The organism is Estrella lausannensis (genome assembly GCF_900000175.1).
GTDB lineage: Bacteria > Chlamydiota > Chlamydiia > Chlamydiales > Criblamydiaceae > Estrella > Estrella lausannensis.
Window position 1 is genome coordinate 125511 of record NZ_CWGJ01000001.1, and the last position, 23333, is coordinate 148843.

Annotated in this window: 18 protein-coding genes and 1 tRNA gene; 12 read left to right on the forward strand and 7 right to left on the reverse strand. The window is 48.5% G+C overall.

The genetic code is table 11. The features are described 5' to 3' along the window. The first annotated feature begins 2 nt into the window (after positions 1–2). Complete coding sequence (rdgB, locus tag ELAC_RS00500; RefSeq protein WP_098037315.1) at positions 3–620, forward strand: RdgB/HAM1 family non-canonical purine NTP pyrophosphatase; 618 nt, start codon at positions 3–5, stop codon at positions 618–620. After that, entirely contained in the window at positions 608–1306 is a 699-nt protein-coding gene (locus ELAC_RS00505; RefSeq protein WP_098037316.1) for an NYN domain-containing protein, read from the forward strand. Before rdgB ends, ELAC_RS00505 begins: the two co-directional genes overlap by 13 nt. 13 nt (positions 1307–1319) lie before the next feature. Here the strand turns inward: ELAC_RS00505 and ELAC_RS00510 are convergent. After that, positions 1320–1392 (reverse strand) — tRNA-Ala (locus ELAC_RS00510). 254 nt (positions 1393–1646) lie between these two features. Here ELAC_RS00510 and ELAC_RS00515 point away from each other — a divergent pair. Together ELAC_RS00515 and ELAC_RS00520 are read left to right on the forward strand one after the other, a co-directional pair. Beyond that, on the forward strand, positions 1647–2852 hold the full coding sequence (locus tag ELAC_RS00515) for an amino acid aminotransferase (RefSeq protein ID WP_158227763.1): 1206 nt from the start codon (positions 1647–1649) through the stop codon (positions 2850–2852). Next, positions 2849–3919, forward strand: coding sequence for a rod shape-determining protein MreC (locus tag ELAC_RS00520; protein ID WP_098037318.1), 1071 nt, complete (start codon positions 2849–2851; stop codon positions 3917–3919). The genes ELAC_RS00515 and ELAC_RS00520 overlap by 4 nt, the downstream gene beginning before the upstream one ends. A 93-nt stretch (positions 3920–4012) precedes the next feature. On the opposite strand, the gene ELAC_RS00525 is transcribed toward ELAC_RS00520, so the two are convergent. From ELAC_RS00525 to ELAC_RS00535, 3 genes are read right to left on the reverse strand one after another with little or no spacing between them, the layout of a single operon-like run. Then, positions 4013–5140, reverse strand: coding sequence for a hypothetical protein (locus ELAC_RS00525; RefSeq protein WP_098037319.1), 1128 nt, complete (start codon positions 5138–5140; stop codon positions 4013–4015). An 11-nt stretch (positions 5141–5151) separates the two neighbouring features. Continuing rightward, positions 5152–5550 (reverse strand): hypothetical protein, encoded by a 399-nt coding sequence (locus tag ELAC_RS00530; protein WP_098037320.1) that lies wholly within the window; start codon positions 5548–5550, stop codon positions 5152–5154. Between the two features lie 41 nt (positions 5551–5591). Next, entirely contained in the window at positions 5592–7406 is a 1815-nt protein-coding gene (locus tag ELAC_RS00535) for a hypothetical protein (RefSeq protein WP_098037321.1), read from the reverse strand. A gap of 123 nt (positions 7407–7529) precedes the next feature. On the opposite strand from ELAC_RS00535, the gene ELAC_RS00540 reads away from it, so the two are divergent. Then, a complete protein-coding gene (locus tag ELAC_RS00540; protein ID WP_098037322.1) occupies positions 7530–9104 on the forward strand; it encodes an ADP-ribosylglycohydrolase family protein in 1575 nt (524 codons plus the stop codon). Here the strand turns inward: ELAC_RS00540 and ELAC_RS00545 are convergent. Continuing rightward, a complete protein-coding gene (locus tag ELAC_RS00545; protein ID WP_098037415.1) occupies positions 9087–11408 on the reverse strand; it encodes a nitric-oxide reductase large subunit in 2322 nt (773 codons plus the stop codon). The two genes, ELAC_RS00540 and ELAC_RS00545, sit on opposite strands and share 18 nt — an antisense overlap. A gap of 191 nt (positions 11409–11599) precedes the next feature. Between ELAC_RS00545 and ELAC_RS00550 the strand changes: the two genes are divergently transcribed. From ELAC_RS00550 to ELAC_RS00570, 5 genes are read left to right on the forward strand one after another with little or no spacing between them, the layout of a single operon-like run. Beyond that, the gene (locus ELAC_RS00550; RefSeq protein WP_098037323.1) at positions 11600–12469 is read left to right on the forward strand and encodes a sugar phosphate nucleotidyltransferase; all 870 of its coding nucleotides are present in this window, start codon (positions 11600–11602) and stop codon (positions 12467–12469) included. Further along, a complete protein-coding gene (rfbG, locus tag ELAC_RS00555) occupies positions 12454–13563 on the forward strand; it encodes a CDP-glucose 4,6-dehydratase (protein ID WP_098037324.1) in 1110 nt (369 codons plus the stop codon). The genes ELAC_RS00550 and rfbG overlap by 16 nt, the downstream gene beginning before the upstream one ends. Beyond that, positions 13560–14129 carry a dTDP-4-dehydrorhamnose 3,5-epimerase gene (rfbC, locus tag ELAC_RS00560; protein WP_098037325.1) on the forward strand — a complete coding sequence of 190 codons (570 nt, stop codon included), beginning with the start codon at positions 13560–13562 and terminating at the stop codon, positions 14127–14129. The genes rfbG and rfbC overlap by 4 nt, the downstream gene beginning before the upstream one ends. Beyond that, positions 14117–15085 carry an NAD-dependent epimerase/dehydratase family protein gene (locus ELAC_RS00565; protein ID WP_098037326.1) on the forward strand — a complete coding sequence of 323 codons (969 nt, stop codon included), beginning with the start codon at positions 14117–14119 and terminating at the stop codon, positions 15083–15085. Before rfbC ends, ELAC_RS00565 begins: the two co-directional genes overlap by 13 nt. Then, positions 15064–16011, forward strand: coding sequence for a glycosyltransferase family 2 protein (locus ELAC_RS00570; RefSeq protein WP_098037327.1), 948 nt, complete (start codon positions 15064–15066; stop codon positions 16009–16011). The genes ELAC_RS00565 and ELAC_RS00570 overlap by 22 nt, the downstream gene beginning before the upstream one ends. 20 nt (positions 16012–16031) lie before the next feature. On the opposite strand, the gene ELAC_RS00575 is transcribed toward ELAC_RS00570, so the two are convergent. Beyond that, a complete protein-coding gene (locus ELAC_RS00575; protein WP_098037328.1) occupies positions 16032–17948 on the reverse strand; it encodes an acyl-CoA dehydrogenase family protein in 1917 nt (638 codons plus the stop codon). 168 nt (positions 17949–18116) lie between these two features. On the opposite strand from ELAC_RS00575, the gene ELAC_RS00580 reads away from it, so the two are divergent. Further along, on the forward strand, positions 18117–19445 hold the full coding sequence (locus tag ELAC_RS00580; protein WP_158227764.1) for an NFACT RNA binding domain-containing protein: 1329 nt from the start codon (positions 18117–18119) through the stop codon (positions 19443–19445). A gap of 125 nt (positions 19446–19570) precedes the next feature. On the opposite strand, the gene ELAC_RS00585 is transcribed toward ELAC_RS00580, so the two are convergent. Further along, positions 19571–20260: a response regulator gene (locus tag ELAC_RS00585; protein WP_098037330.1), complete on the reverse strand. Its 690-nt coding sequence runs from the start codon at positions 20258–20260 to the stop codon at positions 19571–19573. Between the two features lie 354 nt (positions 20261–20614). Here ELAC_RS00585 and ELAC_RS00590 point away from each other — a divergent pair, with 354 nt between their 5' ends. Then, positions 20615–23332 (forward strand): bifunctional acetate--CoA ligase family protein/GNAT family N-acetyltransferase, encoded by a 2718-nt coding sequence (locus ELAC_RS00590; RefSeq protein WP_098037331.1) that lies wholly within the window; start codon positions 20615–20617, stop codon positions 23330–23332. Position 23333 lies beyond the last annotated feature (1 nt).

Consider the following 23333-nt stretch of genomic DNA (forward strand, 5'->3'; position numbering starts at 1 on the left):
AGATGACGGTCATCCTCGCAACGAAAAATCTCCATAAGATCCGCGAAATCCGGGATATTCTTTCTTGCGTTAAAGATCTCGACTTAGTCACTCTGCTCAACTTCCCCAGCTACCAGCCGCCAGAAGAGCTTGGCAAGTCCTTTGAAGAAAGGGCTGCTGCCAAGGCTCTTGGGGCAGCGAAAGCAATGAACAAGTGGGCCATTGCCGATTCAACCGCTCTTGTCATACCCGCTCTGGGGGAAGACAGCGTCCTGCTGTGCCAAAAACACCCCACTTCAACAGATAAGGAACTAAGAAGACAGCTCCTTATCCTGATGAAAGGAATGGAGAGCGAAAAAAGATACGCCTATTTCCACTGCTGCATAAGCCTCGCCTCTCCTGAAGGAGTTCTCAGAACCGCAACTGCCAAGACGGAAGGGATCATAGTCCAGGAAGAAAGAGGAAGCTCAGGGTTTGGCTTCGACCCACTCTTCATCAAGCATGAGTACGATAGAACGTTTGCCGAAATGGATGAAAAGACCAAAAATCGCATTTCACATAGACGAAAAGCGCTCGACAGGATCATTCCCCTTCTCGAAGGAAGAAAACAGGCAGCAAAAGAAGCCTCATGCCTGTCTTGATCGATGGCTACAATCTACTTTTTTCCTATCTTCTCTCGCATGGCGAATTAAAACAGGAGCGGGAAAAGATGATTGTCTCTTTGGCTGAACTGCTCAAAAAAGCGAAGAAAGAAGCCACTGTCGTCTTCGACTCTCATAGTCCTAAAACTCCCGCCACGAGAGGCCATTTTGGCTCTTTGGAAATCATCTTTACAGATCAGGGCGAAGAAGCTGACGATTACATCCTGCGCAAAATAAAAGCGTCTAAAAGGCCCGCTCTCTACTTAGTGGTGACCGGCGACAAAAAACTGGCCGAAAGAGCAAGGCGCCTCCTGGCAAAGACAATCAGCATCAAAGAGTGGCTTCAGCTGACTGTCAAACAAGCGGAAAAGCAGGCTCTTCTAGAAAAGGAAGAGCGAGAAAAGCCCCCGTCTGTTGCAAAGCCGCCGCCCGTGCAAGAGAAACAGGTGCAAGAGCGACAAGAGAAGAAAAAGCCCCTTTCGGAAGAGGAATATTTTCTCCAAGCATTTGAAGAGCGCTACCGACAGTTTGAAGCCGTCAAAAAACCCGAGCAAGCCAAACAGCCTCGTGCCGTTCAAAAGAAAAAGAAGCCTGTTCCGACCAGAAAAGCTCAAGAGCCGCGCTATGCTTCCGAGGAGGAGAGGTGGCTTAATGTATTTTTAAGGAGAATGAAGAATAACGAGTGACTTCTTGAAGGAATGGAGCGTAACGGAGTCGAACCGTTGACCTCAACAATGCCATTGTTGCGCTCTACCAACTGAGCTAACGCCCCTCAAGCTTGGCGCCCATTCTAAAGGAAACGCTCTTTTGGGGCAAGAGGGAATATTGAGCGGACCGCAAAGGGCATCCCGATAGAGCACTTCCTTGAAATTATACCGAAAGTGTCTCAAAATTTGACTTTGAGAAAGCCCCGATGCCGAATTTTGAGACACTTTCGGTATACATTTCATTTTTCGGTATAAATTCTCATGATTTGATATAAAGATTAAGTTTTGACGACCTCTTCTCACGCAAAGGAGAATTCTCTTGGTATCGCTATTTGACTCGCTAGAAGTTCTTCCCGAAGATCCCATTCTGGGATTGGCCCCCCTTTACAAAAACGACCAGCGAAAAGAGAAGGTCAACTTAGGCATCGGCACTTACAAAGACGAACAGGGAGCCTCCGTTGTTTTCTCAGCGGTCAAAGAGGCTGAAAAAGAGCTCCTGGGCAAGAAGCTGGATAAAGAATACCAGCCGATCGACGGCGATTTACGTTTTAAAGAGGCTATTGCCAGTGTCCTGTTTGGAGAGCACGCTCCTGCCGTAAAAGACACGGCAGCCATCATAGAAACCCTCGGCGGCAGCGGTGCCATCCGTTTAGCCGGAGACCTCCTCATGCGGAGCGGGATCGAAACCGTATCGATACCGGATCCATCGTGGTCAAACCACTTCGGCCTCCTAAAAAATATTAAAAATCTGCCAGCCTACCCCTACTACGATACCAGGGATAACACCCTCTCTTTTGACTTAATGCTGAAGGCGCTAAAAAATCTGCCCGACAAATCCGCTGTTTTGTTCCACGCCTCCTGTCATAACCCCACAGGAGAAGATCTCTCGCTAGAGCAATGGGAGGAGCTTGAAGCGCTCACAGGGCAAAAAAACCTACTGCCCCTTTTCGATTTCGCCTACCATGGATATAAAGCGGGAATCGGAGAGGATCTGAAACCTCTCCTCCATTTTTTCAAAAAAGGACGCGAATTCCTGATCTGCTACTCCCTCTCTAAAAGCCTTTCACTATATGGAGAGCGTGTGGGGGCTTTAGTGGCTGTGACAAGCTCGAGGGATGCTAAGAAAAAAGTGTTAAGCCAGGTTAAGAACCTAATCCGCCAAGCCTACTCCTCCCCGCCTCTTCATGGCGCACGCTTAGCGGAAACGGTCTTTCTTTCGAAAGAGTTAAGATCTTCGTGGGAAAACGAGCTTGCGACTGTCCGGCAGAGGATTCTCTCAATGAGAACCGCGTTTGCAGCCAAGTGGGAGGCTCTCTTTGAAGAGAGATGCTTTGATCATGTCAAACGCCAGCATGGACTCTTTTCGCTGACCGGCCTGACGAAAATCCAGGTCCTGGCATTAAGAGAGGAGTTTGCCATCTATATGCCGGACAACGGCAGAATCAACTTTGCCGGATTGAATGAGGGAAATCTCGACTACACCCTAAACTCCATCGCCCACGTCAAGAGAGCATCCCGAAAATGAGAAAGAAAAGCTCTCTCAAGCCGGCTCTGCTATTTTTGCTTTTGATTTTATCTCTTCTGAGTATCCCGGCTGCCAAGTCATCGGCATTCAAGGGATCGATCATGGAGGGATTGACACCCTTCTGGAGTATGCTGCAGCCAAAAAATGAGCCGGATGTAAAGAGCAAAGATACAGCGCAGAAGGCCGAAGAGTTGAAAATTGAGATTCGTGAGCTGCGACAGGAAATTAAGCATCTGAAAGCTATCCTCAAAGAAGAGGAGATAGGAAAAACAAAAGTTTATCCTGTAAACAACCCTAGGCAAAAGGCCGCTGCGGCACGCATTATCTTCAGACCGCCCCTTTTTTGGTCGAGTTTTGTTTTGATAGACAAAGGAGACGCGTTTAACGAAGCAGCCGGAAGAGCTGTGATCTCCAAAGGCAGCCCTGTGATATCCCAGGGAGCCTTGGTTGGGGTCGTCGACTGGGTGGGCAAAAAGATGAGCCGAGTCAGGTTGATCACAGACGAAGGCCTCCAGCCTTCTGTCAGGATTGTGCGCGGCGAGGAAAAGGATAGCGCCCTAGATGGACTTGCCCTGAGGCTGATCCTGGAGCTTGAGTCTGAAGCAGGCGAGGCGGCGCGCTCCTTGTCGCAACAGCTTAAAAGCTATTTAAAAAGGCACAAAAAAAGTGAAGAGACCCTTTTTCTTGCCAAAGGAGTGCTCCAGGGGAGAAGCCAGCCTCTTTGGAGATCCTCCAGCCTTGAGTTAAAAGGGTTTGGTTTCAACTACGACTTTTCCGATGAGGAGGGTCCGGCCAGAGATTTGCTCACAGGAAAAACCGACAATCCCCAGGAAGAGGCTGTACCGATCATCAAAGCGGGCGATCTGTTGGTTACAAGCGGCCTCGATGGGATTTTTCCGGAAGGCATCCCGGTCGCTTATGTGAAACAAGTCGATAAACTCAAAGAAGGCGATTTCTATTTTTCCATTCGGGCAATCCCATACGCCCCCCATATCAACCAGTTGGCCGATGTCTTTGTCTTGCCCTCTCTCTCTCTTCATGAAGAGAACATTGTCCAGATTCGGTGACTGTGCCTACTGTTTATTTGGCGACGCCTGTAGACTACCTCGTCCACTTAGATCGTTCAAATACTGCCGGCTGATTATACTCCTCGCCTTATTTCAAGGCACTTTCTTGGAAGAGTTCATCTCCGCCGCTTTTTTCTCTACCCATTCTTGTGAAAGAAAGTGGTCCGGAAGATCGCTGCCTCGCTTTATCTGTGACTCCTTCAGCTTTTCTACAAAATTTTCATCCTGGGGATAAATTTGCGTATAAGAATCGGCTCCCATCTTATATTCCAACCCGAATCCCTTGGAAGCTGTCATAATTTCATTGACGGAGTGATCCTGTGCGTCAACCATCCATCCAAGACAGGCTAAACGTCCCTGCTCAAGCTCAGCCTTCGAATCCATTCCAAAATAGAGTCCCATGGTGAGAATCTGATCCAGAGTACCTGATATACCGGCCGTTGCGGGAGCGCTTATATTCTCCGTGGCAGTGAGATATTCATGGGGAGAGGTCTTCTCTGAGTTGGTCGTGGGTCTGTACCAGTAACTTCCTGGAGTCCATTTAACCGGCTCTTGCTCACCTTTTTCGTAATTTTGTTTCATTGCCTCAGGCATATTTGTGGTGCTGGGGCTCAACTCTCCTACGGCATGTCGCTTTTCCCTTTCACTCAAGTCAATTCTTCTCTCTGAATTGATGGGGTTATTTTTTTCCTGAATCATTTTTTCTCTTTCTTGCTGAGGAACAAATGCTCTCAATCCATCGTTGCGCGTACTGTTGGCATATTCCGTGTAGTAGTAAGGGGGCAAGTTATTCTCGACAACAACCTCTTTTAACATCGCCATGTTCACTTCAAACCCAGCCCCCTTATCCTGAAGCTTCTGGTTGACTTTCTCTGTAAGCGAATAATCCTTTAAAATGGCGTGGGTGAAATCCCAGGTGGTTTTGTAGGGAAAATACATCTTTTCTCTGAGATTGCCCTCAGTAATGGCTTTCCTTATGGTGAGAGGACTCATTCCAACGTTGCCGGCTTCATGCGATATTCCCTTTTGAACTGCACCTGTTGCAGTTGTTTTGCCATTGGCCGTCGTCTCTGCTGTCTGCTTTGTTTCGGAAAAGATGTCGACTAAATGGCCGTTTACTCTCTTCGTGATCTCGTCTTTTTTCATATTTTCGGGCATTGTTTCTGTGATACGCCCTTCAGCTTCCAGCTGAACTTCGGCATAAGCCTCAATAAAGTGCAAAAGTCTTCCACTCAGCGTACCGGCAAATTGGAGAGCGTCTTCGCCGCTCTATAGTCTTTCATGCAGGCTTCCTTCAACTTGCCCAGTTCGTCCTTGGTCATTGTCTGCTGAAGATGCTCCGGAACATCTACCTTAGGAGCACTATATTGATAGCTGACCTTCCCTTTCATTTGTTTGACCATCGATTGGGCCTGTTCAGGACTGATGACGACTTTAGAGTTTGAAGAGGAAACTACTTGGGCCTGATGAAGGGGCTTTTGATTCTTAACTGCATCGACGGCCTTATCCACAAAGGTTTTAGCAGATTCTGCCTTTCCCGTTCCCTGCTTTGGTGCCTTTGGGGGCAAAGCGGAAAACTGGCTTGAGGCAACAGGCAAATTAAAAGAATTGCTTTGGATATCCGTTCCCATGCAATAACCTCTTTAAACTAGGCATTTAAAGCCAAAAATCCTCAAGATTTGATCAGTATAGGGATGTTCATCTCCTTCGCCTTGTTCAAAGTCTTTTGAAGGTGCTCCATTTTCTTGGGATCCTTTTGACAGCTCTCTAAAGAAGCCTGACTTATGATCAGGGCACTGACCTCAGACGGCCTGTTCTTCCTTTCGTCCTCCTTTTCCAAATGGATATTCAGCTCGTTGTAAGGCAAGCGGCCATGCTGATCCTGAAAACTGGGACGCATTGTCTCGGAGAGTATTTCATCAGGCCCCAGGATAGGTCTGAAAGCCCTTCTGAATACGGGGAAGGATTCCCCTTTTTCTGATGTTTTGTCTTCTTGTTCTTGAATATTTGAAATCAGATCGAGACTCTTCTTTAACTCTCCGACAATGTCAGAGCCCTCTCGTCCGAAAATTTTCTGATATTCCGCCTCTTGTCTCTTTTGAGATCCCCATTCCTTATTCTGATAGTGGTCAACCATCTGTTTGAGGGTGAACTCCGGAAGAGACAATACATCTACAAAAGAGCCCATTTGGCCGGGCCCTCTTAAGTGTTCATGTTTTTTTTCTATCTTTGCTAAAGAAGTCTTCACACCTTCTTGAGTCATTAAATTTTCATTCAACGCTTTAAGCAACACCTCTTGCCTTTCCCGGACAGCTGTACGCTTCTTTTTTGAGAGCTTCTCTGTCGGGATCGCTCCCAACTCCTCTTCTATCCCTTTCTGCTCCACTTTGAGCTGCTCTTGAAAAACACGGAGTCGTTGCGCCTTCATGTAATCATTTTTAACGCCTCCCATGCCGGCATTTTTAGATAGCTGCTCGACATAGGCATTCACAACCGTCAGCTTCTTATAGGTAGCGTTGAACTCTGTTGTGAACAGCCGCGCTTCCTCGCCATCTCTTGAAGGATTATAGGTTGGAGATTGAATGTCTGTAGGGTTAGTGAGGTAGATGTTTTTAGGATCGACCGCCATGACAAAACCGATCGTTTCGTTTGCCATGTAATAATCGATATCATCCGAGATTACCGAGGCGCAGAAATTGGGCCCCCACAATTTGTGTTCATCAAACATCTTGAGCAAGCTTTCTCCCTTTTCCATGCCGCTTGCTCGGACGATAAATTTGTAATCTTGCCCTCTCAGATCAGATGCCTGATAGGCTACCCCTCCTATATTTAGTTCCATTTTGGGGTAGGAATCCGGGTTGAATTTTCTTGCCATTCGCTCCATCATCTCGTAGCCGATTTTAGCCTTGTTGAGACTGGGGAGTTGTCTTTCGGCAAGTCTTATGAATTGTTCTTCCCGTGGTGAGAGTGTATTGCTTCCGAAATCTAAGTTATCCATCAGATGATCGATGGAAATGAACTTCCCGTCTGTTCCAAATTCAGCATTTTCCTTTTCATGAAGAGCTTTTTGCACAGCCCTCTTTTGCTGAAGCTCCGCTTGTTTGGCGGACGATGTCAAAAGATCGACTGGAGCATCACTCTTACTGGCAGTTGCAGACTTATCGAGTGACATACTTTCGGAATTAGCTTTCGTCTTCGGAAAGGCATCCTTTACTTTTTTAGGAGCCTTACCTCCTGAGGATACTTTCTTATTCTTGAGAACAGGAACTTGGGTCTGAGCCGGCTCTGCGAGAGGATCTTTACCCAAGAGCGTTTTTTGCAAAGCTTTCATCTGCTGATCCGCCTGACTAACAGGGGACGTCTCCTTCGGAGCCACCTTTTTACCCCGCCAATTTTTTACGGTGTCTTTGCCCTCTTTCACCTTAGACGGCTTAGAGTCTGAGGCATTACCAACAAATGCTCTGATAAAAGAATTGATTGGAGACATAAAAACCTCCCACTGTTATTATAATTATAATACAAAACAAATAATTTTAAAAAATAGTAAATAAAAAAATCAAAAAAACTATTATTTAAAACAATCTTTATTATTTTCTATTTTGGAGGAGTTATGGATCCAGCTGAAAGAACAAGTTGTAATCATTCCGATTCTTATCACTTGTTCCATGGAGGCTGTCCTGATCTGGATCAAAGTGCGAACAAAAAATATCGAAAACAAACCATTGCGCTGGGAGTTTGCACATTAGGAATAGCTCACGCTATTTATTACACCTTTTGTAATGCTGAAGAAAAACCGACCCTGCAGGACAGAACCATAGCCCCCCTCGAAAGTGACGCGGAGGAATCAGCAAATGATGATGCGACGCCCCAGCAGAAATTGGCCCAAAAGGTCACGAATTCCATGCTTTTGTCCGCTATTGGCGACACTATAGGATACGGTTCGGGCCATAATCCTTCACAAAACGATTTTCCGTGGGAGTGCTCCGGAAGTTGGCACAATCAGCAAAACGCTCTGAACAGGTATTACGAAGGCAGCATCCGCAATATTCATTTTCGGACACCCAAGGATGAACAAAGGTGGATCGTTTCCGATGACACAATATTCCAGCTGATTGAAGCGGAAAGCATCCTTAAAGTTCTCAGAAAGGACCGTTCCGCAGGCTATTTAACTATCGTAGACCGCATCGCCAAAGACGCTTCGGCAAGATTGGAAGAGGAGTTTAGCAAAAAAACTCTCATCAGAAGTTTCGGCTCCATGACCTATCAATGCCATATGCACTACAAGCAAGACATCGATCATTGGAGGGAACTGATAGAATACAATCCCAAGGCGATGGGCTGCGGAGCCTCAATGCGCGGGGGTGTTTTCGGTCTGTTTTTTCCCGGAGAGAATAACAGGGACATGTTAATTCCACTGACTCTTTTTGCCGGAACGATTACAACCCCCAGCACCATGGGCATCTTAGGAGGGCTAGCATCAGCCCTTTTCACGGCCTACGCGCTTGAAGATAAACCCGTTGGTTCTTGGATCCCTCAGATGCTCGAGGATTTCGAGAAAGCAAAAAAATTCCTTGAGATGGTTGCAAAGGATAAAAGCTTTTCGAAGGCGGAAAGAAATTTCGCCGCCCAGTGCATCGAACCTGAGAACTGGAATAATCCACTGGGGCAGTGGATCGAATACTACCAGCTTCTATCCGATTCAAAACCCGTTTTGCCAAAATTCGATACCTTTCCTAAAGATTTGGATGAAGTTCAAAAATTTCACAGCAAATTTTTATACAAAACAGATAACTATCAATCTCAAATTTTAGGCAAGCATGCGACCAATTCAGTGATTTTGGCCCACCACGGCTTAATGAGTGCCGTGGCTTTTTTACTCTCCACCCATGAGCAAAATAAAAAGCTCACGAAAAACCCAGGGCTAATGCGTCCATCAGATTTACAATCGCTGATGGATAAAACGCCTAAAGCTAAGTTAGAACAAGTAGTGGATCATCTGATCAAGATCACTGGAATGCATGGAGGCGATACCGATTCCACCTGTTGCATCGCCTTAGGAATTTATGGCGCTTTAGCCGGGACAAGAGGAATAGCGCCGCATCACCTCCAAGAGCTTGAATACCGCCAATTGATAGAAGGTATTGGCGATAAGGCCGATGAGTTACTTTCAGGCGAGAGGCTTTGAGTCGGCGGAGGCACTTGTACCGCCGGAGTCCTTCCAGGCATGAATATAGGTGAGCAGGATCGCGTAGGCAGTAGGGATCACCCCAAACACGATGAACAAGGCGTCCGCTGCGAGCCTTGCCCACTCCAGCTGATGGAAAAGGCCTGACATGATGAAGTTCAGATGTCTGGCATGCCAGTAACCGTTCACCATCGAATCCCAAAGCTGCAAGACTCCTGACGGAAAGAGATCGATCAAAACCATCAGCGCCATCCCGGCATTTAAGCCGATAAAACCAACCTGCACAAACCGCTTTGTTTTATTCCACACTTCCTCGGTTTGCATATTGCGCATGCAAAACATTGTCACGGCAAGTGAAAGCATGCCAAACACACCGAACATCGCAGCATGGCCGTGGTTAGGTGTTAGATTGGTTCCCACCTCAAAGTAAGAGATGATCGGTAAATTAATCAAAAATCCGAAGATGCCGGCACCTACAAAATTCCACACACCCACCGCGATCAGGAAGTAGATAGTCCAAAGCTGGCGGGTGGCTAAAAAACGCCCGCAATCGATGCATTTCATCTTGGTCACACGAATGAAGTCCCAGGCATCCAGTGTCAGAAGTGTCAAGGGGACCACTTCCATTGCCGAAAAACAGGCCGAGAGGGCCATGTTGAGGTTGGTTTGCCCGGTAAAGTACCAGTGATGCCCGGTGCCGACGACGCCGCTGCCTAAGTAAAGGATGATATCCAGATAGATCACTCGCTTGGCAGTCGTGAGCTTTGTGACACCCATATGGACAAAAATTGTTGCCGTGAGCACCGTTGCGAATACTTCAAAAAACCCTTCCACCCATAGGTGAATGATCCAAAACCGCCATGTGTCGATGACGGTAAAGTTGGTGTGCTGATCATAAAAGACAGCCGGCACGTAAAATACAGGGATTGCCGCGGCAGCTAAGAAGAAAAGAAGGCTGAACTCTTTAAGTTTAGGATTGGAAAATGCCGGTCTTAAGGAGCGGAAAAGAAGCCATAGCCAGAAAAAGAAGCCGGCGATCAGGAGGTATTGCCAAAACCGTCCGAGATCCAGATATTCCGATCCTTGGTTTCCAATCCAGAACCACAACTCTCCTGGAAGCAGTCCATGGGCGCTTAAAAACTCGCCAGTCATGCTCCCAAGGACGACAACGACGAGAGCCCCAAGTAAAATCCTGATCCCTACGTGCTGATAACGCGGTTCACTGCCGGATAAGAGCGGAGCTATGAAAAGACCTCCTCCGACCCACGCTGTCGCGATCCAGAAAATTGCCAGCTGCAAATGCCAGGTTCTTCCCAGGTTATATGCAACCCAATCAACTACTTCGATGCCATAGAATGATGTTTCCACCCGGTAGTGGGCGATCAGACCGCCGAAAAGAGACTGCAGGAAAAACAGCGCCGCCACGACAACAAAGTAGGGCATCGTAGCCCTTTGTCCTTTGGTCAGAGGAATAGCTTCTAAATTGGTTTCATGAACATGACGAGGCGCTTGCTTGGAGTCCCATCCAAGGAAATCAAAGCGACCGAAGAGAAACAGCATCAGGCCTGTGGCTCCTAGGAGAAAAATCAGGCTCATGGCGCTCCAGAAATAGGCGTCAGCGCAAGGAAAATTTCCGATCAGAGGATCGTAGGGAAAATTGTTAGTGTAAGAGCAGCTCTCCCCAGGACGGTTCGCGACCGCCGACCAGCTGGCCCAGGAAAAAAAGGCAGTGAGGTTGTTTAAGTCTACTTGATTTTGGATGTAGTTCTTGGGCAGCCCCGGCGCTTCACCTTCAGTGAAGTACTTACTCCAATAGGTGAGCGCTTTTTTGTGAGCTTCAACCTCTCCCGGAGTATAGAGGAGAGTATCTTCTTTTTCATCATACCGGTTCTGCTTAAGAATCAGTGGCACCGACTCCTTGATGCCAAGCTTTTCTTCCTCGGTGAGTTCGGAAAACGCTTTTCCCCATTTCTTACCGGACAGATAATCCAATACGGCCAGCCCCTGCTGATGAAGATACTCTGCCGTATAATCCGGTCCCAGATAAGCTCCATGGCCCCACAGCGTGCCATGTTCCATCAGATTGTAGCGCAAAAAGGCGGACTGTCCCTCTTGAATATTCTCTTTGGTAAAGAGGATCTCTCCCTTCTCATCAACCACCTTTCCCGGTATGGGAGGGGCATTCTCATACGAAAGAGAGGTGATAAACCCCAAGATGCCAAAGCCGATCAACATGACAACGATGACCGCATAACGCCACCAGTACGAAAGCTCTTCTTCTTCTTGCTCGGGAAGGGTATGCATAAAACTCCAATTTTTTTTTGACACCATACAAAGATAGACTTTCAAGGTCAAGTCAAGGACCCCTCCACTTTCAATAATTTCTGGAAGTAAAGAGGCCAAGCATAGATAATGCACTCTTGTCATTCCACCGCAGCAAATTCAAAATTTGGATTTCGAGTTTGTTTCGGTATCGTCTCGTGATGAGGTTTTGCATGGATACCCGGTCAAAGACTCCCGTTTTCATCCTCTGCGGAGGGCTTGGCACCCGCATTAAAGAGGAAACAGAATTTAGGCCTAAGCCGATGGTTCCGATCGGAAAGCATCCGATCATCTGGCACATCATGCACCTCTACAGAAGGTTTGAGTTCAAGCGTTTTATTCTCTGCACGGGTTTCAAAAGCGAAGTCATCAAATCCTACTTCCTTAACTACTCATCCATGCACAGCGACTTTACCGTTGATCTTGCGTCCAACAATCTCGTGATCCACTCGACCCATCATGATGAGGATTGGGAAGTTACCGTCGCTTACACAGGCGAAGAGACTATGACGGGGGCGCGTCTGGCGATGGCAGCCGAAAGATACCTCGGAGATGCCGAAAATGCTGCCGTAACCTACGGCGACGGCCTTGCCGATGTCGATCTCCATCAAGAGCTGCAATTCCACCTGTCCCACGGAAAAATCGGTACGCTGCTTGGAGTGAACCCGCCATCGCGCTTCGGCGAGATTCTTCTTGAGGAAGATCGGGTCGTCGAATTCAACGAAAAACCCGCCTTTCGGGAAAAATGGATTAACGGAGGCTTTTTCTTCTTCAAAAGAGCGTTTTTTGAAAAATATCTCACCAAAAAAAGCGACTGTGTACTCGAAAGAGCCCCTCTTGCCAAGCTGGCAGGGGATCATGAGCTTTGCATGTATAAGCATCGCGGTTTTTGGGCCTGCATGGACACCCAAAGAGACCGAGACGAGTTGAATAGGCTCTGGGAGTCGGGACAAGCTCCCTGGGTGCCCAAGCTTCCCTTCCTGAATACGGTGGAAAGCTCCCTGATGCCCGCTAAAGAGAGCAAAGAATGGAAACAGAACTGAAAAGAGTTTTCAGAGGCAAAAAAGTCCTCATCACCGGCCACACAGGATTCAAGGGATCATGGCTAACACTTCTCCTCTCCCATTTTGGAGCTCAGGTAAGCGGCATCAGCTTGCCGCCTCCCACCCTGCCCAGCCATTTTGAACTGGCCGGAATTAAAACGCTGGTAAGCAGCCACCACACCCTCGATATCAGAAACGAAACGGCTCTGCGGGAATTGGTGTTAAAGCTTCAGCCCGAATTCATCTTCCATCTGGCGGCGCAGCCCCTGGTCTTACGCTCCTATGAAAACCCTCTTGAGACATTCGCTGTCAATGTCCAGGGAACGGCTCACGTGCTTGAGGCGGCAAGGCAGATTAGCTCCTTGCAGGGCGTTTTAGTGATTACAACAGACAAAGTGTACGAAAATGACGAGAGGGGCCATCCCTTCCTCGAGAGCGATCCCCTGGGGGCATCAGACCCCTACAGCACCAGCAAAGCGATGACGGAGCTTTTGACAAAGTCCTACCACGCCTCATTTTTTAAAAGCCGCAATGTTGGAGTCGCCACAGCCCGAGCCGGCAATGTAATCGGCGGTGGAGACTTTGCCGCGAACAGGCTGGTTCCCGATTGCATCCGGGCCCTTTTGGCAGGCAGACCCATTCCCTTAAGAAATCCTTGGATGCAAAGACCTTGGATGCACGTTTTGGATCCATTATTCGGTTATCTGATGCTGGGCGCAAAGCTTATTGAGGATCCTATCAACTTTTCTACCGCTTTTAATTTTGGCCCGAAAGACCCTACTGCCCTGACATGCCAGGCTATCGCGAACAAGCTGATTTGCCTGCACGGCAGCGGCAGCGTCAACGAACTCAGCCTGCCGCAAGCTCCCAAAGAAAAAAGTACCCTGCAGCTCAATTCAGAAAAAGCCAAAGCCCATTTAGGGTTTACGCCGCGCCACTCCATCGATTCTGCCTTGGAAGACACCCTTACGTGGTATAGTGTCATGCCCAAAAAACTTGAGGAAAGCACCATGCTCAAAGCGTCGATGCGCTCGATCGATCGCTACCTTTCCATGGTTGAAGACAAGAAGCTGTGCATGGAGGTCCTCCGATGAAAGTGATCCAACTGCCCATTGAGGGAGCGTTTACTGTGGATCTAGAGCCTTTCGGCGATGAGAGAGGTTTTTTTTCCCGTCTCTTCTGCAGCCGCGAGTTTCAATCCAAAGGCCTCGAAGAAAAAGTCGTTCAGGTGAATAACTCGGGCAGCAAGCACAAAGGCACCTTAAGGGGCCTGCACTACCAGCTTCCTCCATTCGAGGAAACAAAACTTGTTCGTTGCATCCAGGGATCCATTTTCGATGTTGTCCTCGACCTGAGGAGGAGCTCGCCCACCTTCGGTCAATGGCACGGCGAGGTGCTCTCCCAAAAAAACAGGAGGATGCTTTTTGTCCCCCGCGGCTGCGCCCATGGATTCATCACTCTGGAGGATGATTCGGAAATCATCTATTTCGTCTCCGAGTATTATTCAAAAGAGCAAGAGCGCGGCATTCGCTACAACGACCCCCGCTTCAACATTCAGTGGCCGATCGAGCCGACAGTGATCTCTGAAAGAGACCTCTCCCATCCCGACTTCTCCTCTGAACCTATCCTGGATAAAGAGAAAACCGCATGCGCATCGTAATGACCGGAGCGAGCTCTTTTACGGGGATGTGGATTGCGGAAGCACTCTCGAAAAGAGAACACGATGTCATTGCCTTTTTAAAACGGGATCTAAACTCCTATTCCGGCATCCGTAAAAGCCGTGTCGACAGATTGAAGAAATCGGCAGTCATCAAAGAAGGCATCTCGTTTGGCGCAGCCGCATTTTTCAAGGCGCTCGAAGATACAGCCGGCCCCATTGACCTTTTTTGCCACCACGCAGCCGACGTTGCCGACTACAGAAGCCCTGAGTTCAACTATGTCAGGGCGCTTGAGGCCAATACATACAACCTTCCCGGTGTACTGAAGGCACTGGAAGCTAAAGGTTGCAGGCACATCATCCTCACCGGGTCCGTCTTTGAAAGAGGGGAAGGGGAAGGCTCACAGAAGCTTGAAGCGATGTCCCCTTATGGACTCTCCAAAGGCCTCACCTATGAAACGTTTCGCTATTTTTGCCAAAGACATGAATTCTTCCTAGGCAAATTTGTCATACCAAACCCTTTTGGCCCCTATGAGGAAGATCGCTTTACCTCCTATCTGATGAGAGAGTGGCTGCAGGGAAAGACACCTATTGTCAAAACCCCGGACTATGTCCGGGACAATGTTCCGGCACCTCTTCTGGCAAGCGCTTACGTCGACTATGCTGAATCTTTTATCGCCTCAAAAGCCGACGAAAGATTCTCGCCTAGCTTTTACCGCGAGAGCCAGGGTGATTTTACCCTTCGATATGCTCTCGAGGCAAAAAAAAGGCTAAACCTCCCCTGTCATACCGCTTTAGCGCAACAAACCGATTTTAACGAACCTTTAGTCCGAGTCAATAAACACCCTCTCGACCGGGATAAACTCCAATTTGACGAAGAAGCCTTTTTTGACGAGAACACCCTTTGGTATCAACGCCTCTACCAACCTGGTTCCTTATGCGCAGCACAGTCATCTTAATCACCCACAACGCAAAGCACCATCTTCCCCAATGCCTTCCAAAGATCCTCTCTTCCACTATTAAACCGCGTGTCCTCCTAGTAAACTCCTCCTCGACCGATGGCACGGTAGAAGAGGCGATGCGCTATGGAGTGGAAACGTTTGTCATTCCCCGAATCGAGTTCAATCACGGAGCGACCAGGGAACTTGCTCGTAAAAGAGCTGGAGGAGATATTGCCATCTTCATGACTCCCGACGCTTATCTTGCATCTACCGATGCGTTGGAAAAACTCATTCAGCCTCTGATAGAAGGCAAGGCCGAAGCCTCCTACGCGCGTCAGTTGCCGCATAAAAACGCCCAGCGGATAGAGGCCTTTCAGCGCTCATTCAACTATCCGGATGAGAGTCATATCCGCTCGATCGCAGATGTAAAGCGGTTTGGCATCTACACTTTTTTTTGTAGCAACTCTTGTGCTGCCTACCTCAATCAAGCACTTGATCAGGCGGGTGGATTTTCTCCGGTTCTTTTAGGGGAAGATACTTTGGCGGTAGCCAAAATGCTGCGTCTTGGGATGCGTATAGCCTATGCTGCCGATGCACTTGTCCACCACTCCCACAGCCACAGCATCAAGCAAGAGTTTCAACGCTCTTTCGACACAGGACTGGCAAGGGCCTCTTACGCCACACAACTCTACTGTCAGGGCAGCGACGAGGAACTTGGAAAACTCTATGTGAAGCGGTTGATCGGCACACTCTCTAAGGAAAACCCTGCCTCTCTTCCCTATGCCCTGCTGCATACGATGGCCAAAGCCGCCGGCTACTACATCGGCAAGAAAAGCTTGAATGCCACTCCCTCTTTCTTAAAATTGCTATCAAGCCAGGATTTCTTCTGGAATTCCATCTATAGCGAATGCCTGAAGAGTTCATGTGATACGTCAGGGTTTTAGAGGGTTTCAGAGTAAAACAGTTACTCCTTCTTACCAATCCAGATAATTCCCTCTTCCAGCCACCGCATCTCGTCGGCAAGGACCTTTTTGGCCAGCGCATTCGTCTCTTTATCATCGTTGTCTTTTAAGAGCTGGAATCTCTCCTGGATCCTTCTTTCGGAAATCGTGGCGAAATAGTTGGCCAAAGCAATCGGGGTTTTATCACCGTTCAGCTCCTTTGATTTGGCAAGGGCAAAAGAACAGGCGGCGGCAATGGCGAAAAGCTCTGTCCCGATTTCCATCATTCTACCCAAAATAAGCTGCCTTTTCTCTAGTCCAGCCTGATACTTCATCATACTTGTGAATAAGCTATGAGCCAGTTTTTTGGACGCCTTTTCGATGAACTGAAAATGCGGCTTTAACTCTTTAGCTTCTTCAAAATCTGTGGAAGAGGCAAACAGCATATTTTTGGGGAGCCAGACAGCATAATGGAGCAGTGCCTTAAAGGCGGTAGTAACCTTGTCGCCGATTGAACTCTTCGGGCTCATGAGCGCGCCAAGACGCACAAAATGCGGGTCCATCGCTTCCCTTGCCAAAAAGAGCTTCATGATTTCCGATGACCCTTCCAAAATGGTGTTGATGCGGCAATCACGCATTGCTCTCTCCACAGGGAAGGGCTCTTCACCTCTCGCCCTCAAAGAGCGCGCCGTCTCAAAGCCGCGTCCTCCTCGGAGCTGCAAAGTCATGTCTGTTATTTTCCACAAACTTTCGGTGCAAAACAGCTTAGCCATCGCCGCCTCGATGCGGATGTCCATTTTATGCTCGTCTGCATACGCAGAGGTCAGATAGGTAAGGGCCTCCATCGCGAATGTCGTTGCCGCGATATAGGCGATTTTCTCCCTGCCCGGTTCATGTTGCCCAATCGGCTGTCCCCACTGGTGCCTCGACTTTCCAAACCGCCTCGCGATGGACAGGCACTGTTTAGCGCCCCCCGTGCAGGCTGCGGGAAGCGTAAGACGTCCTACGTTGATCGTACCCAGGGCCATCGCCAGGCCCCTTCCCTCTTCCCAGATCAGGTTTTCTTTAGGGATTTTGACGTTCGTGAAGCGAATCATTCCGTTGTAGATACCTCCAAGCCCCATGAACTCGCAGCGATGAGTCACTTCAACACCGGGTGAGTCCATTTCCAGGATGAAAGCCGAAATCTGAGTTCTCTCCTTCCCTTTGATCACCTTGGGCTTTGTTTTAGCCATGACGACAATCACATCGGCGATCGTGCCGTTGGTACACCAAAGTTTGGTCCCATTCAAAATATAATGAGAACCATCGCTGGACAGGTCGCAAGTCGCTTCCATCCGGGCAGGGTCTGATCCGACATCCACTTCAGTCAAGGCAAAAGCGGAGATTTCGCCTTTACGGAACCTGGGAAAGTACTTTTTTTTCTGCTCTTCTGTTCCATACATCAAGAGAGGCTGCGGTACTCCGATCGACTGGTGAGCTGAAAAAAAACCGGCCGTTGCACCGCAATACGATGAAACTTTCATCACGACACGGTTGTAATTGGTCTGAGAAAGACCCAGCCCGCCATATTCCTTAGGTATCTTCATGGCGAAAATACCCATCTCGCCCAACCCCTGCAGAACTATTTCAGGTATTTCCTTCGTTCTATCTACCTCTTCGGGATCCAAATTTTTCACAAGGAAGGCTTCGAGTTTTGCGATAAACTCATCCCCTATCTTTTTATCTTCGGCCGATTGCATAGGAAAAGGCATCACCTTGCTTTTATCGAATTCTCCGATGAACAGCTTCCCTCCAATGCTTTTTTCGCGCCCCACCTTTTCACGCGCATCCTCAGTGACGCGCATCGCCTCCTGCTTGCCTTCGCTCATGCCTTGCGCTGCCGCGATCAGGGGGTTTTCATCATCAGTTTTTTTGGAAGATTGAAGATCTGTGCTCATTGGATTCCTCTTTATAAAGCGGATGCTTGGAATGTTCCCCAGCAGATAGTATATAGTGCTCTAAGAGACTGTCTTTAAACGGAAGCGCTATAGTATCTCATACGGGTTCCTTCCTTCGTTGTTAGAGACTGTGGCAGCAAAATCTTTTTTTGGCAAATGGACAAGAATATGACTGCAAATTATCGGGTGCCGGCTCCCCTTGATGAAATACGTAATGCAATCACAGGCAAGGAGATCAATTTCTTGAACCTGTTGACGGAAGAGACTCTCCTTATTCATTTCATCCACTCAACAGCCCTTCTGCTGTCATTTCATCCGCGCTTCTTCAGGTGCCATTTATCAGAGCGCCAAACGCAAAAGCAGAACGCTTTTTCTAAAGAAATGACTGAAATGACAAGGGGGTTTTCTGTCCTGGATGTAAAACAGGAAGGCCCCGCACTCCTCTTTAGCCTTAAAAAAGAACAAGAAGAGCTCACCTTGGTCGCCGAATTTTCCTTAAAGAGGAAGAACCTGCTCCTCTTGCAGGGAGAGACAATCAAGCTCTCAATGCGCTCGTCAACGAAAGGATCTTATAAACCTCCCTCCTGGATACTACCCACCTTTGATGAAAACCCTTTGTCTAAGGAACTGGACAAGACATTCCAATTTTTAGAAGAGAAAGAAGCGCTGCTGGAACATGCGAAAATGAGGATGCTCGCGCTTAAAAAAATCGAGGCGAATCTGGAGGCTTCAAGGAAACGCTGCCTCGACTGGCAAATGAAAGAGAAAGAGGCGCTCCTTCTAAAAGCCCATATCTATCAAGTTGTCAAAGGACAAAAAGCGATCGATGTGACCGACTGGGAAACGGGCCGGACGATTACCATTTCTCTCATGGGAAGAGACCGCGAAGAGTCCTTGAAAAAGGCCTTTCAAAGCGCCAAAAGACTTAAGCACGGTCTGGAAGAGCTTGAATCGAAAAGTCTCGTCATAGCCCTCTCGATTAAGGAAACGAAAGAACTGATCGAAGCCATCAGCGATGCCTCTTCCCTCAGGGAACTCTCCTCGTTTAAGAGCCTGTACAAAAATATTGGCAAAGAGGCGGGCCGCTCGAGGGCGCCCCGGGAAAAACTCCCCTATCGGGAATACCTCTCTCAGGGGGGACTGCACATCTTGGTGGGGAAAAGCAGGCAAGACAATGACCAATTAACTTTTAAAGTAGCCTCTCCGCATGACTTCTGGCTTCATGCAAGCGACTTCGCCGGCTCCCATGTCGTGATCCGCACAAAAAAGCAAGAAGAGCTCGATGCTAAAACAATCGAAGAGGCTGCCCACCTCGCCATCGAATTCAGCCAAGCGAAAGGTAAAAGTGCTGCCGATGTGGTAGTGACAAGGCAAAAACACTTAAGACGCATCAAAGGAAAGCCCGGACAGGTGATGATCAGGGAAAAAAAGGTGATAAGAATCGTGTTCGATAAAAGAGTTCTGGACGCCGTCTTGAAGCGAAAGCCTCAGAAATAGCCTCTGAATTAAATTTTAGAGAGTATTGTACCGAAAATTCTCAAAATTCGGCATGAGGGCTTTAAGCAAGCCCTCATGCCAATTTTTGAGAATTTTCGGTATAACCGAATCTCTTAAAAAAGGCTTTAATCCTCTTCCTTAAATCGATAGCCGACGCCGCGCACCGTCTCAATCCATTTAAAGTTGGGCCCAAGTTTTTTCCTAAGTGCCGCGATGTGGACGTCGATGTTCCTGTCGACAATAAAGGCATCGTCATTTTGCACATCATCGAGAAGCTGGTTTCTTGTCAGCACCTTTCCACGATTTAAGACCAGCCTCTTTAATATGCCGAATTCAGACAGAGTGAGTGAAATCGACTCATCGCCCCTTTTGAGAAGGTAGCGTTCCACTTCCATCGTGTAGTTTCCAAAAGCTATCTGCTTGGGAGCCTTTTCCTGCTCTTGCGCCCTTCTAAGAACGGCTCTGACTCTGGAAAAAAGCACCTTCGGCGAGAAGGGTTTTGTCACATAATCGTCCGCACCCAATTCAAGGCCGAGCACCACATCAATTTCTTCACTCTTGGCCGAGATCATGATCACAGAGATGTTTTTCAGCTCGTCATCATTTTTCATCTTCCGGCACACATCCAGTCCGCTTTGTCCCGGGAGCATCAGGTCTAAGATGACCAAGTCGGGCTTTTCCCGTTTGACAGCAAGAAGGCCGTTGAGTCCATCGACTTCAACATGGACTTTGTAGCCGGACATCTCCCCTTGCAATTTGATCAGGGAGGCGATGTCTTCTTCATCTTCTATCAGTAGAATCGTTGGCTTATACATAGGCTGCTTCTTTAGCTCCCTTCTTAGGACAAATCGTTAAATACAATACACCTTATTAAACTTTAGATTAGCCAAAAATCATAAATTTTTAGCAAGCCATTTTTGATTCATTCACTTTTTCTTAAATTTATACTTTAGAATCCCCGAATTATACTCTAAAAAAAGGAAATGAAAATTTTATTGGGATAGGTTCTTCTTTTTTGACAGATCTATTATACCACAAGTATCTCAAAATTTCTCTTGGGTTTTCCTTGGGAAAAATGACCCGATGGGTAAACTGGGGTATACCGAAAGTATCTCAAAACTTGGCATGTGGGCTTTGAGACACTTTCGGTATAAAACAGAGGAAGAACCATGCAACACACCGATCCTTCGCAAAATTTCATCGGTCTTCAGGACGAGCCGCTGAAGAGTTTTTTCCATCCGGCCAGTGTCGCCCTCATCGGTGCCAAAGATGATCTTGGATCGGTGGGCAGGACACTTCTTTTGAACCTGATTGCCACCTACAAAGGAGAGATCTACCCCGTCAATCCGAAACGGGACTCTGTTTTCAACCTAATGTGCTACAAGAGTTTAAAAGCGATTGCCAAACCTATCGATCTGGCCATCATCGCCACTCCCGCCAAAACAGTGCCCTCCATCATGAAGGAGATCGCTGACACGGACTGCAAGTCGGTTATCATCATCTCCGCCGGATTTAAAGAAACCGGGCAGGAAGGGCTTAAGCTGGAAGAGGAAATTCTTTCGATCGCCCTGAAAAGCGGTATCCGCATCATCGGGCCAAACTGCATCGGACTGATGAATCCAATCACAGGTCTAAACGCCACCTTTGCCAAAGGGATCGCAAAGCCTGGAAACTTGGCCTTCATCAGCCAGTCAGGGGCCATGTGTACGGCAGTGCTCGACTGGAGTTTCGAGGAGAAAATCGGCTTCTCCGCCTTCGTCTCCATAGGCTCCATGTGCGACGTAAGCTGGGGCGACCTGATCCACTACCTTGGTAACGACCCTAACACACGCAGTATCCTGATCTATATGGAGACAATCGGCAATCCCCGCAACTTTCTCTCGGCTGCGAGAGAGATTGCTCTAGAAAAGCCGATCATCGTCATCAAGGGAGGCAGGTCGCAGCAAGCCGCCAAGGCCGCCGCATCGCACACAGGATCTCTCGCCGGAAGCGACGACGTGTTTGAAGCTGCGCTTGAGAGAGTTGGGGTATTGAGGGTAAACACGATATCCGAACTCTTCGATATGGCGTCGCTCCTTGCCAAACAACCTCTTCCCAAAGGCCCCCGCCTTGGCATCATCACCAACGCCGGCGGACCCTCCGTTCTCGCCACGGACGCTGCTGTGCTGAACGGCGTGAAGATCGACAAAATCGGGGATGAAACGGTGAAGAAGCTCGACCCCCTGCTCCCGAAAGCCTGGAGCCGGGGTAATCCCATCGATATTCTGGGGGACGCTGACCCCAAACGGTATTTCGAATCAGTCAGCATTGTCGCAAACGACCCGTCGGTTGATGGCCTGCTCGTGATTCTCTCGCCGCAGGATATGACCGATCCGACAGGCTGTGCCGAATCGCTTCGCCACTTTGCCAACATTCAAGACAAGCCAATCATTGCCAGTTGGATGGGAGGAAGCTCCGTAAAAGAGGGAATGCGCCTTTTGAATCAGGCCAACATCCCCACCTTTGCCTATCCCGACGATGCGGCAAGCTCGTTTGCAAAAATGTGGAGCTACACCTCAAATCTCTCCGCCCTGTACGAGACGCCGACCCTATCCGATGAAGGACACACCTCAAAGGAACCAAGACAAGATATTGCGATCAAGATCATCGATGAGGTGAGAGGTGCGGGAAGAGCGCTTTTGACAGAAGAGGAATCCAAAAGACTGCTGCAAGCTTATGGGATACCGACTGTGATCACCCTGATCGCGCTAAGCGAAGAGGAGGCGATTCAAAAAGCCAGCGAGGTAGGATACCCTTGTGTGTTGAAACTGCTGTCTAAAAAAATCACACACAAGACCGATGTCGGAGGGGTCAAACTCAACCTTAAAGATCCTGAAAGCGTCCGAAAAGCATTCGGGGAAATCCGCTCCGGAGCTGAAAAAGCCGAACCCGGGGCATTTGAAGGGGTTACGGTGCAGAGAATGGTCAAGCATTCCGGGTTTGAACTCATCTTGGGATCCATGAGCGATCCGCAATTCGGCCCGATCGTCCTCTTTGGAACGGGAGGAGAGCTCGTTGAGATCTATCGCGATAAGGCGCTCGGCCTGCCGCCCCTGACTCATAACCTCTCCAAAAAACTGATCGCGAAAACAAAAATTTCCAAAGCTCTTGAGGGATATCGGGGAAGACAACCGGTGAACATTGATGAGATGGCAAACCTGATCGTCCACTTTTCCCAGATGGTCGCAGAAAACCTCAGGATCAAAGAGTGCGACATCAACCCCCTGATTGCCTCTGGAGAGGAGATCATCGCCCTGGATGCGCGCGTGGTTCTGCATGACGACAGCAAAAATGAGGGAGCCACTCCTCCTTCGGCTATCCGTCCCTATCCTAAGCAATATATTGAGGAGGTGTCGTTGAAATCGGGTACAAACCTAAGGCTGCGCCCCATCAGGCCCGAAGACGAAACGATGATCATCGCGTTCCATAAAGACCTCTCGGAAAACAGCGTCCGGCAGCGCTACTTCAGTTTTCTCAGTTTAGACAGCCGCATCGCACACGAGCGCCTGATCAAGATTTGCTTCAATGACTTCGACCAAGAGATTTCCATTGTGGCCGAAAGCGGCTCATCCCAAAAGGAAATCGTTGGCGTTGGCAGACTCTCCAGGGTGGGGACATTGAAAGAGGGAAAATTAACGCTGATCATCAAAGACGCCTGGCACGGCCAGGGGCTTGGCAGCATCCTTGTGCCCAAACTGATCGCGATTGCCAAAAAGGAGGGATGGAAAACCATCGCTGCTGACGTCCTCGAAGAAAACAGCGGCATGCTCCATATCCTCGCAAAAAACGGGTTTCAGGACAAAACTCAAGGAAAAGCCTCTGTTAAAACCCTTGTTTTGAGTTTATAAT